Origin of the sequence: Micromonospora maris AB-18-032 (genome assembly GCF_000204155.1) — a bacterium.
In the GTDB taxonomy this organism is placed as follows: Bacteria; Actinomycetota; Actinomycetes; order Mycobacteriales; family Micromonosporaceae; genus Micromonospora; species Micromonospora gifhornensis.
On sequence record NC_015434.1, the window covers coordinates 5,510,600 to 5,525,896 of the forward strand.

Sequence of the window (15,297 nt, forward strand, 5' to 3'; positions counted from 1 at the left end):
AGGGCTCGCTCTTGAGGCGCTGATCAGGCTGGCGCCTTCCGCAGGGCGATCGCTCGCAGGAAGATGTCACCGATCTTAGTCGGGTCCGCGGCGACGAATGCACCCCCACCGGCGCTCTGTGCGATGGTGTCCAGCTCCGCCTTGCTGACCTCGGTGCCGATGCCGATGATGATCACCTGGATCGGCTGATCCGGGTCCTTGATCCGCTTCAGCTCGGCGAGCAGCTGCCGCTGCGAGATGCCGTCGGCGTCCTCGTTCTTGCCGTCGGTGAAGAGCACGATCGAGTTGACCTTGCCCGGCTCCCAGTTCTGCTGCACGTCCTTGTACGCGGCCAGCAGCGTGTCGTACAGACCGGTGTCGCCGCTCGACGAGGTGATCGTGTCCAGGCTCCGCTCCAGGGTGCTGCGCTGCCGCGACAGCGGGCCGGTCGGCACCACCTGACGGTAGTCACGCGAGCCGTCCAACCGGGTGGAGAAGACCCACAGGCCGATCGACCAGGAATCGTCGAACAGGTTCAGACCCCGCCGGGCCGCTTCCGCGGTGACCTGCTGCCGGGTCGCCCCGTTGGCGGTCGGCACCGCCTTCTTCATCGAGCCGGACACGTCGATGATGCAGAGCATCCGACCGGAGAGGGTGGCGATGGACCAACTGGAGACGGCCCGCTCCACCGCGTCCGGCGCCAGGCCACCGGCGGCGATGCCGCCCTGGGGAGGTGGCGCCGCGGAGGGGTCACCACCGGCCGGGCTCGGTGCGCCCTTCGGCGGCTCGAAGCCGCTGCCCCAGTTGCCGTCCGGCCCGCGTAGCGCCTGGGCCGCCAGCTTGTCCTTGAACGAAGGTGTGGTGAGCACCTCGAACAGCACCCGGGCGGCAGAGTCCTTGGCCGGCTCGATGCCCGGCAGCACCGCGTACGGGTAGTCCAGCGGCAGCGGCGACGGCTTCAGGTAGAGCGCTGCCAGCGGTACCGGCGGCTTCTTCGCGTTGTACTGGATGACGTCCTCTTCGGACAGCGCCGCCGCGCCCAGCGAGCTGGCCAACGTGGTGCCGTCCGACGCGGTGGGGAACTTGGCGAGCAGGTCCTGGCGCAGCGCCGAGGCGCCCGAGGCCAGCGCCCGCAGCGCGCCGATGCGGTCCTGCTCGGCGGTGGCACCGCCAGCGGAGGAGGCCGCCGTCATCAGCGACAGCAGTCCGGACAGTCCGGCGGCGTCGCGGGTCGGCTCGACGATGCCGGTCTTCAACGGCCGGTCGCTGTTGACCCGGGCCAGCAGCTCGGTCCAGCCGATTTCCTGCTGCGGCCAGCCCAGCACCTCGGCCCTCGGTTCCGGCATGGCGACCACCACCGGGCTGCTGGCGATGGAGGCGCCGTTGCCCGGCGCGAAGGCCGCCGCGCCACCGGTCTGCAACCGCAGCAACCAGGTCGAGGAGTCCGGGATCCAGACGTCGGGGCTCACCGCCGTGCCGCTGGCCTGACCGACGCCGGCCAGGGTGGCACCGTGCTTGGCCGCCACCACCGCCGCCACCTCGACCGCGTCGGCGGCCGCTACGGTCACATCGATGCAGGTGCCGTCGACTGCGGCACCCTTCTGCTCCCACTCGGAGGCCGCCGCGTCGACCGCCGGCGCGAGTTCGGTCGCGACCGCGACCGACAACTCGATCTTGCCAGAGCAGTCCGGGCCGGCGAGCTGGCGATAGCCCACCCACCCACCGGCGGTGACGACGAGCACGCCGACCGCTGCTGCGGCGGCGGCACCGTGAATACCTGAACGCATGCGATGGCGGCCTGCTGACACGCTGACCATCTTGCGGACCCGGCCATGGGACTGCCATGGCCGTTCGGACGAAAGTTACAGAGGAGAAACAGTTTACCGCGATTTAGTAACTCTGAGTGACGACTCAGCGGCGCAATGTGGATGGATCGCTGTCCACCACCACGATCAGGGCAGAACGCAAGTAGGGCTGGGAATCGGCAACGGCTCACCGATCGCCACCGGCACCCCGGTCTCCCGATCGACCCGGAAGGTGCGCACCATGTCCGCCCGCTCATCCGCGACGTAGAGATGCGCTCCGATCAACACGAAATGGCGGGGCCATTCACCGCCGGTCTCCACTTCATCGACCAGTTCCGGTAGACCCGCCCCGAGCGCGAAGACGGAGATCGTGCCGACCCCCCGATTGGCCAGGTAGAGATGGCGACCGTCCGCGTCAACGGCGATCTCCGACGGCTGGATGTGCCCGGCCCGGTCGCTGGCGTCGACCCGCCCGCGCTGGTGCAGCACGCTGTCCTCGTCCGCCTCGTAGACCAGCACCGACCGGTCCAACTCCCCGGAGACGTAGCAGCGGCGTCCGTCCGGATGCCAAGCCAGGTGGCGGGGGCCGGCCCCCGCGGGCGTACGCACCCGGGGTGGCCGAGGCACCAGCCGTCCGGAGGCGTCGTCGAGGTCGTACCGGTAGATCGAGTCGGTGCCGAGATCGACCGCGAGCAGCGGCCTACCACCGACCCCGGGCGAGACCATGTGCGCGTGGGCCCGCTCCTGACGCTCCGGATCCGGCCCGTGACCGGAATGCTCCACCACGTCGCTGCGCTCGCCCGGCACTCCGTCGGCGTCGAGCGGGAAGACGGTCACGCTCCCGCCACCGTAGTTGGCCACGAACAGGAACCGGCCGTCCGGCGCGACGGCCAGGTGGCAGGGCTCGGCCCCGCCGGTCGCCCACGAGCCGATCTCGGTCAGTTCGCCCTCGGGCCCCACCTGCCAGGCACTTACCTGCCCGTCGGGCAGCTCGTTCACCGCGTAGAGCACGGGCTGGCGGGGATGACGGGCGAGGAACGACGGCGAGGCGGCGACCGCGACGGTGCCCAGCGAGGTCAACTCGCCGGAGTCCCGGTCACGTCGGACGGCGACGATCCCCGCGCCCCGGCCGCCGCTGTGCGCGGTGTATCCGCCGATGTAAACGATCTCGCCTCGACCTGCCACCAGGTGTCACCTCTCCGCTGGACACTGCCTCGCCACCAGAAACCTTCCCCCGACACCGCCGGGTTAGACCTGCCGCCCGGTGCCGGCGGTGGTCACGCCGCCGGCACCGGCTCGCCCCGCTGCCGGGCCACGTGCTCGACCAGGGAGATCAGCACCGCCTTGCCGGACTGCCGGTCCCGGGCGTCACAGAGCACCATCGGCACGTCCGGGTCGAGGTCCAGGGCCCGGCGTACGGCCTCCAGACTGAACCGTTGCGAGCCGTCGAAGCAGTTGACCCCGACCACGAACGGCACGCCCCGCTGCTCGAAGTAGTCGATCGACGGGAAGCAGTCGGCCAGCCGGCGGGTGTCGGCGAGCACCACGGCACCCAGTGCCCCGAAGGCCAACTCGTCCCAGAGGAACCAGAAACGGTCCTGTCCCGGCGTACCGAACAGATACAGCTGGAGATCGTCGTTGATGGTGATTCGTCCGAAGTCCATCGCCACCGTGGTCGTCGACTTGCCCTCGACGCCGGAGATGTCGTCGGTGTCGACGCCTGCCCCGGTGAGGATCTCCTCGGTCTGCAGCGGCCGCACCTCACTCAACGCGCTCACCAGAGTCGTCTTGCCGGCGCCGAAGCCACCGGCGATGAGGATCTTCAGCGCGATCGGGATCCGAGAACCCTGACGCTCGGCGTCATAACGCACGGAGTCCATCCACCACCGCCTTGAGGATGTCGTTGTCGGGCAGGTACGTGGCGCGCGGCGGTTGTTGCACGGCGACCAGTCCCCGGGTGAGCAGATCACCAAGTAGCACCCGGACCACACCCACCGCCAGATCCAGATCGGCGGCGAGTTCCACCACCGGCGTGCCCCGGCCCGCCAGTTCCACGAGCAGCCGGTGCTCGGGATGCAGTTCCGGGTACGCGCCGAGATCCGGGTTCGGGCTGGCCAACACGTACGCGACCAGGTCGAATCCGTCCGCGCAGGAGCGCACCCGGCCACCGGTCAGGGTGTACGGCCGCACCACCGGCCCGGCGTCGTCGTCAAGCCACTCGTGTCGGTGCCCCGGTAAGTCAGTCCGCATCGGCGGCACCCAGCGACGCCCGGACCGGTGCCTGCAGGTTCTCACCGACCCGGGTCACCAGCATGGCCATCTCGTACGCGACCAGCCCGATGTCGGCGTCCGTGTCGCTCGCCACGGCCAGGCAGGCGCCCTGCCCAGCCGCCGTCACGAACAGGTACGCGGACTCCATCTCCACCACCGTCTGCCGGACCGGTCCGCCGGCCAGGTGCCGGCTGGCGCCTCGGGCCAGGCTGGCGAGACCGGAGGCCAGGGCACACAGGTGTTCGGCGTCGGCCTGGTCCAGTTCGGCGGAGGAACCGAGCAGCAGGCCGTCCGCCGACAGCACCACCGCCCGCCGCGCGGCGGGCAGGCGCTCCACCAGATCGTCGAGCAACCAGTCGAGATTGGCACTCTGCCTCGTCGATTGCATCAGGCGTCCCTCTCAGTAACGGTCAGGGATTCCACGGTGACCGGTCCGCCGGGTGGCGGTCCAGCCTCGTCGGTGCTCGTTTCCCGGTTCGCTGCGGCGGTCTCGTCCGACGGACGCCCGGCGGGCGGGTCGCCCTGCCCCTCCCGGCCGGTGGAGCCGACCTCCGCGGGGCGACCGTCGGCCGACTGCGTACGCGCGGCGGCCAGCCGGCCCTGCGCGGTGCCGGACTGCAGCGCCGACATGAACCGACGTGCCTCCTCCGGGCTGCGCGGCGTCGGCTCGGCCAGCCGCCCGGCGCTGCCTGCGGGGATCGTCAGGGGCTGACGCAGGGTCGGCCCGTCGAGTGCCCCCGATCCGGGCGACCGGCGGGTCAACGCGGGCAGTGGGATGGTCGGGGCGTCCACCACGGCACCGCGGTCCGTCGCGGTCGGCACCGTCCGCCCCGAGGCCCCGTCGCCGCCCGCAGACACGGCCTCCCCCGGCGACCCGGCGGCCGACTCAGCCTCCGTCCCGCCCGGCCCCACGCCCGACCCGGCCGACTCGGCGCTCGACCCGGCCGACGCGGCGCTGGCCCCCGCGGGCTCGGCGGGGGTGGGTCCGGGGGCGGCCTCAGCGGTTGGTTCCGCCGCCTCGGTAATGGAACTGGAGGCGGTCGGCTCGGCGGTGGAGCCGACCGGACGCCGTCGGATGCGTCGGGGCAGACCGTCGGATTCGGCCGCACCGACGGTCGAGGCCTGGCTCGGGCCGCCCAGCTTCGTGGATGGGCGGGACGACTGCGGGCGCTCGGACGTCCCGCCACGGGTACGTGGTCGGGGGACGGTCGTGAGTCGGGTGGCCCGGACCAGCCGCCGCTGCTCCATGCTGGCGTCGTCGCCACCCTCCATCGCGTCGAGTGGGGGCAGCGCCGACGGCTCGGCGGTGATCAACTCGGTGGGAATCAGCACCACCGCGGTCAGCCCCGCCCCGTCCGACCGGCGCAGTCGCACCCGGATGCCGTGCCGGCCGGCGAGTCGCGCCACCACGAACAGTCCGAGCCGGGCGGTCTCCGCCGGATCGAACTCCGGCGCCCGGGCCAGCTTGCGGTTGGCCTCCTCGATGGCCTCCGCGGTCATGCCCAGGCCGTGGTCGGAGACGGAGAGCGCGTACCCGTGGGCGACGTGCGCACCGGAGACCTGCACCCGGGACTCGGGCGGTGAGAAGGCGGTCGCGTTCTCGATCAGCTCGGCGAGCAGGTGGATGATGTCGCCGACCGCCCGACCGACCGTGCCGGCGGGCTGCAGGTCCGTGATGTCGACCCGGTCGTACGACTCGACCTCGGAGATCGCCCCCCGGATCAGGTCCACCATGGCAACCGGTTCGCGCCAGCCGCGCCCTGGCGTGGCCCCGGCCAGGATGACCAGGTCCTCCGCGTGCCGGCGCAGCCGGGTCGCGAGGTGGTCGACCCGGAACAGCTCGGCCAGGTGGTCCGGATCCTCCGCGTCGCGTTCCAGCCGGTCGAGCAGGGCGAGCTGGCGGTGCACCAGTCCCTGGCTGCGACGCGCGATGTTCAGGAAGACCTCGTTGAGCCCACGGCGCAGGGTGACCTCGACCTGGGCCGCGCGGATGGCGACCTTCTGCACCTCGGTGAAGGCCTGGGCCACCTGGCCGATCTCGTCGGTGCCCTGGTCGGCCACCGGCGTCTCCCGGGCGACGTCCACCTGTTCACCCCGGCGCAGCCGCTCCACCACGTCGGGCAGGCGCTGCTCCGCGGTCTCCTTCAGCCGCCCGCGCATCAGCGTGAGCCGCTGTGCCAGGGACCGGCCGATCCGCAACGCCACCACCAACGACGCCACCACGGCGATCAGGCCGAGCAGCCCGGCGCCGGCCAGCCGGGCCAGGATGCTGACCGCCATCGGCACCGACCGGTCGGCCAGTCCGTCCGCCTGGGTCAGCTCGAAGTCGCGCAACGACTGCTGGACGGTGTCGTACCCGGACTGCCAGGCGCGCGCGTCGACGGTGACCCGTCCCGACGGCCCGGCGGCGATCAACTCGTCCTGCATCGCGCGCAGCCGCGCGAACCCGTCCTGCTCGGCCAGGCGCTGGTACGCGGCCTGCTCGGGGGCGGGCAGGTCGGCCACCGCCGAGGCGAGGAGGAACCGCTGGTTACCGATGCTCTGCACGAGCAGCGTGTGCTCGCCCTTGGCGAATCCGCCGGCGGCCAGCGCCCCGGCCAGCAGCGCATCGGTCTGCCCGAGAAGTTCCCGGGAGCGACCGAGGTCGGTCAGCGCCCGCGCCTCCCGGTTGAGATCGTGGTCGGGCAGGTTCGCCAGGGCCTCGAAGGTGTGGAACGCCGCCGAGACCAGGTCGCTGTAGAGATTGACGGCGCCGATCCGATCCAGATCCCGGCGGTCGATCGCCGCCCGTCCCGTCGGCAACGCCTCCAGCTTGCCGAGCAGCCGGTCCAGCCGTGCTTCGAGCAGCTCACCGGCGGCGTCCCGGAACTTCTCACCCGAGACCCGCAGGCGCAGCTGCGTCACTGCCGCGTCGGTGCGCTCCCGCTGCTCACGCAGCGCCGGGAGGTTGGTACGGGACGAGGCGAGCTGCACCACCGAGAGCCGCCGCTCGCGCTGCAACTCGGCCACCACCGTCTCGCCGGGCCGGCCCAGGTCGTACAGGAGAGTCCGGGCGGCCAGCAGATCGAGCGCCGGGCCGAAGGTGAGCGTGGTCGCGAATATCCAGAGCGCCAGCAGCGCGGTCACCGGCACGACGACCAGGGCGGTCAGCTTGGAGCGGATCGGCCAGTCGCGGGTGTTCAATCGGACCTCGCCCGGAAGGGTGGCTGGAGGGGCTCCGGCACGGCCGGGCAGCACCGTTGCCGGGAAACGCCCCAGTTGTCCGCCGGGGCGCCGGCTCGGGCGCCTTGGGCAGGATACGTAATCCGCGCTCGCCGCACTACCGTCCGTCGAGACTACCGGTACGTTGACGAACGTTCGGTTGACGCGCAAACCGCCCGAATCCACCCCGAACCGGCCGTTGCCGCCGCAATCGGCGGACACCGCGGCGGCTCCGTGGCCGCCAGGGGGCGACGCGGGCGAGGAAAGTGCTCCGGAACGGGATTGGCGATCAGTGGACGGAGGGAATACCTGCAGGCGAAGGAGGAGCCATGTCGCCCACGCAGATAGTCGTCACCGTCCTCATCATCCTGATCGTCGCCGCCGTCGCCGCGGCCCTGGTGGTGGCCGGCCGCCGCCGGGCGCTCCGACAGCGCTTCGGGCCGGAGTACGACCACGTCATCGCCGAACAGGACAGCCGTAGCGCCGCCGAGCGGGAGTTGCGCGAACGCGAGCGCCGGCACGCCGAACTCGAACTGATCCCCCTCGACCCGGCCGCCCGGGCCCGGTACGCGGAGGCCTGGGAGGAACTTCAGGTCCGTTTCGTCGACTCCCCCGCCGAAACCGTCGGGCAGGCCGACGAACTGGTCACCCGGCTGATCGCCGAACGTGGCTACCCCACCGGTGACTTCTCCGACCAGATCGCACACCTGTCCGTCGAGCATGCCCGCACGCTCAGCCACTACCGGGACGCGCACGAGATCCATCTGCGCAACAGCCGTGGCGAGGCCAGCACGGAGGACCTTCGCCAGGCCGTCGTCCACTACCGCGCCCTCTTCGCCGACCTGCTCGGGGAGGAGCCTGCGGCACGGACCCCGGGACAGCGCCAGCCCGACGCCGCCCACGACGCCACCAACCGCTGAGGAGACCACCATGCGGCAGCAAGAGCAGCTCAACAACGACCACGCCGAGACCGTACGGTCGACCCCCGTGCCGGTCACCGACAACGATCACGCGACGGACGAGTTCGACGGCACCGACGAGTTCGACGGCACCGACGAGCGGGGCGCCCGCGCGGAGGCCGGTGCGGACCGCAACCGGCCGTGGGACGGCCGACCGGGCGACGACGACGAGCGGGCCGAGTTCCACGACCCGGGGCCGGTGCCGACGGCCTTCGGCGCCACCTCGGTCGGCGGTGCGGTGGCCGCTTCCGCGCTGGCGAACCCCCGTCCGGAGAACGAGCCCGACCCGCGTGCGGAGCGCACCGCCCGGCCCGGCGACGGTGCCGTCGACGGCGAGCGTGAAGGGCTGCGCGCCGACCCCACGGCCGAGTTCGGCGGACGGCACGACGAGATCGACCCGGCCGAGGTGACGGAGGCCGACGATGTCGCCCGCGACGCGGGGACGCATCGGGCCGACCGCTCCGACGAGGTCGACGAGGACCGGTCGCCGGGAACCGACACCGCGGCCGCGGCGGCCGGTGGGGCCGGCTACGGCAGCGCCACGCCGGCGATGGTCGACCCGGACACGCAGTCCGCGACCGGTGTCGCCGCCAACGGGTCCACCGCCGCCGTACCGGCCGGGGCGGCGACGCTCTTCGACGACACGACGGCCCAGGGCTTCCGGGACCGCTGGCGCGACGTACAGCTGCGGTTCGTCGACGATCCCCGGGCCGCGGCCGGTGAGGCCCAGACCCTGGTCGACGAGGCCATGCAGGCGCTGTCGACCGCGTTGACCCAGCACAAGGAGAAGCTCGGCAGCTGGCAGGAGGCCGGTGCCACCGACACCGAGCAGTTGCGGGTCGCCGTACGCGAGTACCGCGACTTCCTGGACCGAGTCCTCGGTCGCTGACCACCACGAGCGGCGGGCGTCCTGCGGAAGCAGGCGTCCGCCGTTTGCTGTGCCGTCCCAGCGGCGCGCTGTTCGTGCCGCCCACGGATTCCCGTGCGCCGAGCCGGCTCGGCGGTGAGGCATGTCGTCCCACCTGGCGGGTACCCCGATGGGGGCCAGGTTGATGTGGCTGCGGACAGGAGGGCGGCAACGATGACCGAGCGTGGGCGGGAACGGCCGCTGGAGGAGCGCCCCGAGGTGGCCGCGGCGGTCGACGACGACTCCGGGGTGCCCCAGCTGATGACCGGGGGCGGTCCCGATTCGGACACCCCGGTGTTCACCGAACCGGGCGAGCGGGCCGACCGGGGCGAATCGACCGACGAGATCATCGGTGATCCGTACGCCGCCGGAACGGGTGCCACCGGCACCGGCACCGGCGCCGCTCCGGACAACATCCGCACCGGCGCGGAACAGCCCTGGGATCCCGAGGATCTGGTGGTGGCCCGAGGCCAGGATCCCACCGCGGAGAACATCGAGCGGGCGCGGCGGGAGCTGGCCGAGACCGGTCGGGCGGCGGTCGAGAAGACCGTGCCCTGACCTCACCCCGCGGCGGGGATTCCTCGCCGTGCACAGGGGTGGGCCCCTGGTCCGACCGGTGCGGTCGGACCAGGGGCCCGGGTAACCTGCCGCCGCAGTGCCTCACCTACCGCTGGCGGCGGGTGTGCCTGACTGTCAGGACAGCGGCGGGTAGGCGTTCGCCATCAGCTCGGCGAACTGCGCCGAGAACCAGGCGCCCGAGATCGGGGCGTCCGGCAGGGCGCCGCTGCGGCTGTTGCCGTTGCGGTCGTTACCGGTGTAGGTCGGGTCGCACATCCGGTCGAAGCCCTTGCCGTCGTTGTTCGGGATCTCGCGGCTGGAGCCGTCCGACTCGCCCGGGGGCTTGGCCCAGACGTACGCGTCGATACCGGTCGCCGGGGCGGCCTTCGGGCGCTCGCCCATACCGGCACCGGCCTGGTTGCACCAGTTGCCCTTGTGGATACGACGGTCGACCCGGCCACCGTCGATGAAGGCGTCCACGCTGGTCGTCGGACCCGCGGCGGTGGGCCGGTTCGGGCCGCCCCAGCCGTTGCGGGAGGTGTCGATCAGCATGCCGATGTTGCTCGGGAAGCCCTGGCGGATCAGCTCCTGCCGGAAGGCCTGAGCGAAGCTCTGCTCGTCGTTGTACCAGTTCCAGTCGATCCACTTGGCCTGCCGGACCGTCTGCCCGTTCACCGTGGCGTCGACCTTCGCGTACGGCTCGATCAGCGCGGAGTAGTTCGCGGTGTTGGTGATGAACCCGTGCACGTGGTTGACGGTGCTGCCGGAGGCGGTGGCGGCCTGCTTCAGGACCTGGGCGCTCGGGGTGAAGTTGCTGTCCCAGCCCAGCCAGCCGTGGTGTCCGGCGTCGACGTAGTTGTAGACGTTCGGAATCGAGCCCAGGGTGGCCAGGGCGTAGCCGACACCGTTCACGTAGGCGCCGTTGGCCTTCACCGTGTCGCACATGACCGTGCCACCCGGGTTGTTCGAGGTGTTCGTCACCAGGTTCGGCAGCGAGTCGACCTCGATGACGTTGATGATCCGGAGGTTGCGGTACTTGGTGTCGCGCATGATCGCCGCGATCGGGTCGATGTACTCGGCCTTGTACTTGGGCAGCTCGTTCGGCCCCAGCTCACCGTTGGAGGCGAGCGCCGCGCAGTCACGGCCGGGGAGGTTGTAGATCACGAACTGGATGTAGTCGGCACCCTGGCGCACGGCCTCGTCCAGGTGGTCCCGAACGCCCATCGGGCCGTTGGACTGGCTGTCCTCGGTGCCCTCGATGGCCGCGATCCGGTCGATCCAGACGGCGGTCGAGATGTTGGACACCCGGTTGCCGCCGGGAACCGACTCGGCCCTGGCCTTCCACTCCGGGTTCACGTAGCCCTTGGCGTTCAGGTACGGGTTGTCCACCTTGGTGCCGGGGGGCGGGCTGGTGGGCGGCGGGCTCGTCGGCGGCGGGCTGGTCGGCGGCGGGCTCGTGGGCGGCGGGCTCGTCGGCGGCGGGTTGCCGCCGTTGCAGGCCACGCCGTTGATCGTGAACGAGGTCGGACGCGGGTTGCTACCGCTCCACGCACCGTTGAAGCCGATGCTGGCGGTGCCGCCGGTGGAAAGGTTCCCGTTGTAGGACTCGTTCTGCGCGGTCACGTTCCGGCCCGACTGGGACCACCGGGCCGACCAGCCGTTCTGCACCCGCTGGTTGCCGTCGGGGAAGGTGAAGCCCAGCGTCCACCCGTTGATCGGGTCGCCGATGTTCCTGATCGTGATGTTGGCGGTGAATCCGCCCGGCCAGTCGTTGGTCGTGTAGGCCACGTCGCACTGCGTCGCCGCGTACGCAGCCGAGACCGGCAGCGTCACCAAACCGCCCGCGACCAGCGCGCTCGCGCCGGCCAGCGCGACGGCCCGGCGTGGGCCGGACAGTTTTCTCCACAGATTCATGCCACTGATCTCCTTGGGCGAGACCGGATCCGCGTACGGCCCGGCACGTGGCCCCAGGGCGCCCTGCATGGACGGCCGCCGGTGCCAACGGGATTCTTGTAAAAGCGCCCGACCCGGACGGGCGTTGGTGGTGGTGCGGCAACCGGGGGCTGACCCGGTCGCCTCAGCGGGTGGTCGTCCGGTGTGACCGGTTGCCCTCGACTCCCTGCCTGCGCGGTGTGGCTCCGCTGACCGCGTGGAGCGATTCTTGCATGGGAGCGCTTCCATGGCAATGGCTCGATACTTCCGGAGCCTAGCGGACGACCGGCCCACCTCCCCTGCATGCGCGAACGCCGCTCGTCGACAGGGACACCGGGGACGAGTTCGGGCCGGCCCGGCATGCCGGGATCAACCATCCGCGTGGACCCACTACCGGAACTAATGCCAAAACACGAATCTTTCCCTGCATAAGTCATGAAACGGTCTAACGTCGGTTCTGGCTCGGTTGCAACCGGCCGCAGGACAAATCAGGGATGGAGTGACACAGGTCATGGCTAAGAAGATGCTCGGGAAGGTCGTGGCGGGGGCTGCCCTCGGCGGCGCCTCCCTGCTGGTGTTCGCGCCGGGGGCCGCGTTCGCCGACGGCCAGCCGCACGAGAACGAGGGCAAGGTCTTCGCCAAGCCGCACGCGGCAAAGCCCGGCGAAGAGATCAAGCTGGTGGAGATCTGCGAAAAGCCGCAGGAGAACGCCTTTGTCTGGTCCAAGGTCACCGGCAAGGTCAAGCTCGAACCGGCCCGCGACGGCGGCAAATGGGACCGCGGCGGCTGGAACGGCGAGGACGGCTCCTACGAACACGGCAAGGACGGCAAGGACTGGCCGGGCCGCGAGCACGAGAAGGACGGCAAGGACTGGAAGTCCGACAAGGACGGCAAGGACTGGAAGTCCGACAAGGACGGCAAGGACTGGCACGGCGGCGAAGAGGGCAAGGACTGGAAGGGCGGCGAAGACCGCGGCGGCGACTGGAAGCCCGGCGAGGAGGGCGGCGAGTGGCAGGGCCGCGAGGACGCTCCCCAGGCCGGTGCCGGCGGGGGCGCGGCCAGCGACGAAGATCGCGACTGGAAGAGCGACGAGCACGGCCAGGACGCGGAGGGCGAACGCGACTGGAAGGGCCGCGAGGACGACAAGCACGGCGAGAAGTCCGAGTCGGACTGGAAGGACCGCGGCGAGCACGGCAAGGGTGACGGCTGGGAGCACGAGAAGGACTTCGTCTACTACGGCGAGGCCCGGATCGCCAAGGACGCCAAGCCCGGCACGTACAAGCTGGAGGGTTCCTGCGGCGAGGGCGAGCTGGTCGTCCTGCCGCACGGTGGGGTCGACGGTGGTGACGGTGGCCTGACCGCCGGCACCGACCGCAGCATGGCCACCGCCGGTGCGGGCCTGGTCGGCGCTGCGGCCCTCGGTGGCCTGGTGCTGTTGCGTCGCCGTCGGACCGATGAGTTCGCGGCCTGACGTGACGACGAGGCGGGCCGACGGCCGTCACGGTAACCCGTGGCGCGCCGTCGGCGCCGCCGTCGTCGTGGCGCTCGCGATGGTGGGGTCCGGGCTGATCGGCGCCTCACTGAAGGGTGCCGAGACCGTCCGCCCGCCCCAACCGGTGGCACGGGCGGGAGCCACCCCGCCGGCCGACGCCCGGTTCGACGACGCCGACCTCGGCAGCGAACATGTGGCGGCCGCGTTGCCCCGCTCCGCGCCCACCACGATCAGCATTCCCCGCATCGGGGTCCAGGCGGAGATCATGTCGCTGGGCACCAATCCCGACGGCACGGTGCAGGTTCCCCCGCTGGATCAGGCGCTGCTGGCCGGGTGGTACGAACCCGGTCCGAGCCCCGGCGAGGTGGGCAACGCGGTGATCGTCGGCCACGTCGACTCGGCCGCCATCGGACCCGCCGTCTTCTTCTCCCTCGGCGCGCTGCAACCCGGCGACACCATCACCGTCGCCCGCACGGACGGCAAGCCCGCCAGCTTCCAGGTGGACTCGGTTGTCTCCCACCCGAAGGACGCCTTCCCCACCGAGCAGGTGTACGGCCCCAACGACCGGCCCGGTCTACGGGTGATCACCTGCGGCGGCCAGTTCGACGAGGTCACCGGCGACTACCCCGACAACGTGATCGTCTTCGCCTCTCTGACCCCCTGACCGACCCACCCCCTAATGGGAGCTACCGGGTCAGCCGTTGGCAGACTCGGTGCCTGGTAGCCGCGGGCGGGTGAGCACTTTCATCCCCTGGACCGATGTCGAGTCCTAGGGTCAGACCGTGCCCCCGCTCGTGGTCGGGAGACGGATGGCTGATGGGGTGTCGTGCCTGCCGAGAACGTTGGCGTGAGCACTGGTCCATTAGGGCGCTGAGGTCTTCCGCGGGCTGCTGACATGGGAGCCGTGACGCAGCGGAGGCATGTAGTGCTGTTCGTGGGTGACGATTGGGCCGAAGACCACCACGATGTGGAGGTACAGGACGAACATGGCCGGGCGATGCGCACCGCCCGGTTGTCTGAGGGCGTGGACGGGATGGCCCGGTTCCATGAGCTCGTCGCCCGGTTCCTGCCTGAGGACGCGAAACCGTCGGATGTCCTCGTCTGCATCGAGACCGACCGCGGCCCGTGGGTACGGGCCCTGATCGCGGCTGGCTACCAGGTCTACGGGGTGAACCCGAAACAGGCAGCCCGGCACCGTGAGCTGCTGTCATTGTCCGGGGCCAAGAGCGACAAGGCCGACGCGCACACCCTGGCCGACATGGTCCGGACCCGTCGCCACCAGCTGCGCCAGGTCGCTGCGGACTCCGACATCGCCGAGGCAGTCAAGGTCGTGGCCCGGGCCCACCAGACGCTGATCTGGGAACGCACCCGGCACATGCTGCGGCTACGGGCGGCACTGCGTGACTACTTCCCGGCCGCGCTGGCCGCCTACCAGGTGTTGACGCTCACGGGCGCCGACGCTCTCGAACTGCTGGCCAAGGCGCCCACGCCCGCCGCGGCGGCGAAGCTGACCATCGGGCAGATCAGCGCCGTGTTGAACAAGGCCCGCCGCCGGGACATTCCGGCCAAGGCCGCCGCGATACAGCGGGCCCTGCGCACCGAACACCTGGGCCAGGCCGACATCGTCGCCGGCGCCTACGCGGCCACCGTCCGCGCCACCGTCGCGGTCCTGCAAACCCTCAACACCGAGATCCGCACCCTCGAAGGGCAGGTCGAGGCCCATTTTGGCCAGCACCCGGACGCTGAGGTCTACCTCAGCCAGCCCGGCATCGGCGTCATCCTCGGCGCCCGGGTGCTCGCAGAGTTCGGCGACGCGGCAGGCCGCTACGCCAGCGCCAAGTCCCGCAAGAACTACGCCGGCACCGCACCGATCACCCGCCAGTCCGGCAAATCCAAGACCGTCCACGCCCGGTTCATCCACAACGATCGCCTCGTCGACGCCTTACACATGCAGGCCAGCGCCGCGGTCCTGCACGACCCCGGCAGCCGCGCCTACTACGACGAACTCCGCGCCCGCGACATCGGCCACAACGCCGCCCTACGCCAGGTCGGCAACCGCCTCGTCGGAATCCTCCACGGCTGCCTCAAAACCACCACCGTCTACGACAAGAACACTGCCTGGTCACACCGTGAGCTAACCGCCGCAGCTTGACACCTCAGCCCCTGGGGTGTCTGACCCACCCTCGAAACGGC

General features: G+C 71.1%; 13 protein-coding genes. 6 read left to right on the plus strand and 7 right to left on the minus strand.

Annotation, left to right across the window (positions count from 1 at the left end):
* Positions 1-23: 23 nt before the first annotated feature.
* The 6 genes from VAB18032_RS24325 to VAB18032_RS24350 all read right to left on the minus strand — a co-directional run bounded on the left by VAB18032_RS24325 (position 24) and on the right by VAB18032_RS24350 (position 7,238).
* Positions 24-1,787 carry a substrate-binding domain-containing protein gene (locus VAB18032_RS24325; protein ID WP_043725606.1) on the minus strand — a complete coding sequence of 588 codons (1,764 nt, stop codon included), beginning with the start codon at positions 1,785-1,787 and terminating at the stop codon, positions 24-26.
* 144 nt (positions 1,788-1,931) lie between these two features.
* Entirely contained in the window at positions 1,932-2,969 is a 1,038-nt protein-coding gene (locus VAB18032_RS24330) for a lactonase family protein (protein ID WP_013735584.1), read from the minus strand.
* 92 nt (positions 2,970-3,061) lie between these two features.
* Positions 3,062-3,664, minus strand: coding sequence for a GTP-binding protein (locus VAB18032_RS24335; protein ID WP_013735585.1), 603 nt, complete (start codon positions 3,662-3,664; stop codon positions 3,062-3,064).
* Positions 3,645-4,034, minus strand: coding sequence for a DUF742 domain-containing protein (locus tag VAB18032_RS24340; RefSeq protein ID WP_043725610.1), 390 nt, complete (start codon positions 4,032-4,034; stop codon positions 3,645-3,647). Before VAB18032_RS24340 ends, VAB18032_RS24335 begins: the two co-directional genes overlap by 20 nt.
* Positions 4,024-4,443, minus strand: a complete 420-nt coding sequence (locus VAB18032_RS24345) for a roadblock/LC7 domain-containing protein (protein WP_013735587.1) — start codon at positions 4,441-4,443, stop codon at positions 4,024-4,026. Before VAB18032_RS24345 ends, VAB18032_RS24340 begins: the two co-directional genes overlap by 11 nt.
* Positions 4,443-7,238: a sensor histidine kinase gene (locus tag VAB18032_RS24350; RefSeq protein ID WP_013735588.1), complete on the minus strand. Its 2,796-nt coding sequence runs from the start codon at positions 7,236-7,238 to the stop codon at positions 4,443-4,445. The genes VAB18032_RS24345 and VAB18032_RS24350 overlap by 1 nt, the downstream gene beginning before the upstream one ends.
* A gap of 347 nt (positions 7,239-7,585) precedes the next feature.
* Here VAB18032_RS24350 and VAB18032_RS24355 point away from each other — a divergent pair, with 347 nt between their 5' ends.
* From VAB18032_RS24355 to VAB18032_RS24365, 3 genes are all read left to right on the plus strand, one after another.
* A complete protein-coding gene (locus VAB18032_RS24355; protein WP_013735589.1) occupies positions 7,586-8,176 on the plus strand; it encodes a hypothetical protein in 591 nt (196 codons plus the stop codon).
* A 10-nt stretch (positions 8,177-8,186) separates the two neighbouring features.
* Positions 8,187-9,104: a hypothetical protein gene (locus VAB18032_RS33570; RefSeq protein WP_013735590.1), complete on the plus strand. Its 918-nt coding sequence runs from the start codon at positions 8,187-8,189 to the stop codon at positions 9,102-9,104.
* Positions 9,105-9,296: 192 nt separating this feature from the next.
* Positions 9,297-9,680, plus strand: coding sequence for a hypothetical protein (locus VAB18032_RS24365; RefSeq protein WP_013735591.1), 384 nt, complete (start codon positions 9,297-9,299; stop codon positions 9,678-9,680).
* A gap of 135 nt (positions 9,681-9,815) precedes the next feature.
* Here VAB18032_RS24365 and VAB18032_RS24370 read toward each other — a convergent pair whose 3' ends face one another.
* Positions 9,816-11,594, minus strand: a complete 1,779-nt coding sequence (locus VAB18032_RS24370) for a glycoside hydrolase family 6 protein (protein WP_043725613.1) — start codon at positions 11,592-11,594, stop codon at positions 9,816-9,818.
* A 529-nt stretch (positions 11,595-12,123) separates the two neighbouring features.
* Here VAB18032_RS24370 and VAB18032_RS24375 point away from each other — a divergent pair.
* The 3 genes from VAB18032_RS24375 to VAB18032_RS24385 all read left to right on the plus strand — a co-directional run bounded on the left by VAB18032_RS24375 (position 12,124) and on the right by VAB18032_RS24385 (position 15,256).
* On the plus strand, positions 12,124-13,083 hold the full coding sequence (locus VAB18032_RS24375; RefSeq protein WP_043721781.1) for a collagen-like domain-containing protein: 960 nt from the start codon (positions 12,124-12,126) through the stop codon (positions 13,081-13,083).
* Position 13,084: 1 nt separating this feature from the next.
* Positions 13,085-13,768, plus strand: coding sequence for a class F sortase (locus tag VAB18032_RS24380; protein ID WP_013735594.1), 684 nt, complete (start codon positions 13,085-13,087; stop codon positions 13,766-13,768).
* Positions 13,769-14,029: 261 nt separating this feature from the next.
* Positions 14,030-15,256: an IS110 family RNA-guided transposase gene (locus VAB18032_RS24385; RefSeq protein WP_013735595.1), complete on the plus strand. Its 1,227-nt coding sequence runs from the start codon at positions 14,030-14,032 to the stop codon at positions 15,254-15,256.
* The last annotated feature ends 41 nt before the right edge of the window (positions 15,257-15,297 follow it).

What these genes read in the sequence shown, in the direction of transcription:
- VAB18032_RS24335 (WP_013735585.1), bottom strand. Translation starts at nt 3,664, where the DNA reads ATGGACTCCGTGCGTTATGACGCCGAGCGTCAGGGTTCTCGGATCCCG.
- VAB18032_RS24340 (WP_043725610.1), bottom strand. Translation starts at nt 4,034, where the DNA reads ATGCGGACTGACTTACCGGGGCACCGACACGAGTGGCTTGACGACGAC.
- VAB18032_RS24345 (WP_013735587.1), bottom strand. Translation starts at nt 4,443, where the DNA reads ATGCAATCGACGAGGCAGAGTGCCAATCTCGACTGGTTGCTCGACGAT.
- VAB18032_RS24355 (WP_013735589.1), top strand. Translation starts at nt 7,586, where the DNA reads ATGTCGCCCACGCAGATAGTCGTCACCGTCCTCATCATCCTGATCGTC.
- VAB18032_RS33570 (WP_013735590.1), top strand. Translation starts at nt 8,187, where the DNA reads ATGCGGCAGCAAGAGCAGCTCAACAACGACCACGCCGAGACCGTACGG.
- VAB18032_RS24365 (WP_013735591.1), top strand. Translation starts at nt 9,297, where the DNA reads ATGACCGAGCGTGGGCGGGAACGGCCGCTGGAGGAGCGCCCCGAGGTG.
- VAB18032_RS24370 (WP_043725613.1), bottom strand. Translation starts at nt 11,594, where the DNA reads ATGAATCTGTGGAGAAAACTGTCCGGCCCACGCCGGGCCGTCGCGCTG.
- VAB18032_RS24375 (WP_043721781.1), top strand. Translation starts at nt 12,124, where the DNA reads ATGGCTAAGAAGATGCTCGGGAAGGTCGTGGCGGGGGCTGCCCTCGGC.